This is a genomic window from Vibrio sp. 10N.222.52.B7, assembly GCF_041474275.1.
Classification (GTDB): domain Bacteria; phylum Pseudomonadota; class Gammaproteobacteria; order Enterobacterales; family Vibrionaceae; genus Vibrio; species Vibrio crassostreae_C.
Genome location: NZ_JBFRTU010000204.1, coordinates 1 through 329, shown reverse-complemented (window position 1 = coordinate 329; position 329 = coordinate 1). Strand labels below are relative to the sequence as shown.

The following is a 329-nucleotide window of genomic DNA, read 5'->3' as shown; positions in this document are numbered from 1 at the left end:
GCCAACGCCTCATGATTGAATTCACCGACATCACTAAAGAAACGCTTATAGAGATCTTCCTTAGACACACGGTTAATGAAGTCAGCATGAAGCGGTTCATCTTCGGGAAGAATAGGGCGTAACAACACTTCGGTTCCATCTTTTAGCTGGATACGTTCTTCAAGCTCGACCGGATAAGGGCGAATCGCAAGACGTTCCTGTGGATCGCCTTCGTACGCTTTCAAGATGATATCGGCATCTAATATCGTGAACTTGTCACCATTGGCCAGTACTGGATGGATATCCAAATCATGTATTTCAGGGCAATCCACTACCATTTGCGATATACG

Annotated in this window: 1 protein-coding gene; it reads right to left on the bottom strand. The window is 45.3% G+C overall.

The window, feature by feature from the left end; genetic code table 11:
- Positions 1-329: acetate--CoA ligase family protein (locus AB4512_RS22405; protein WP_372175741.1), on the bottom strand; the 329-nt coding region annotated here is incomplete at both ends.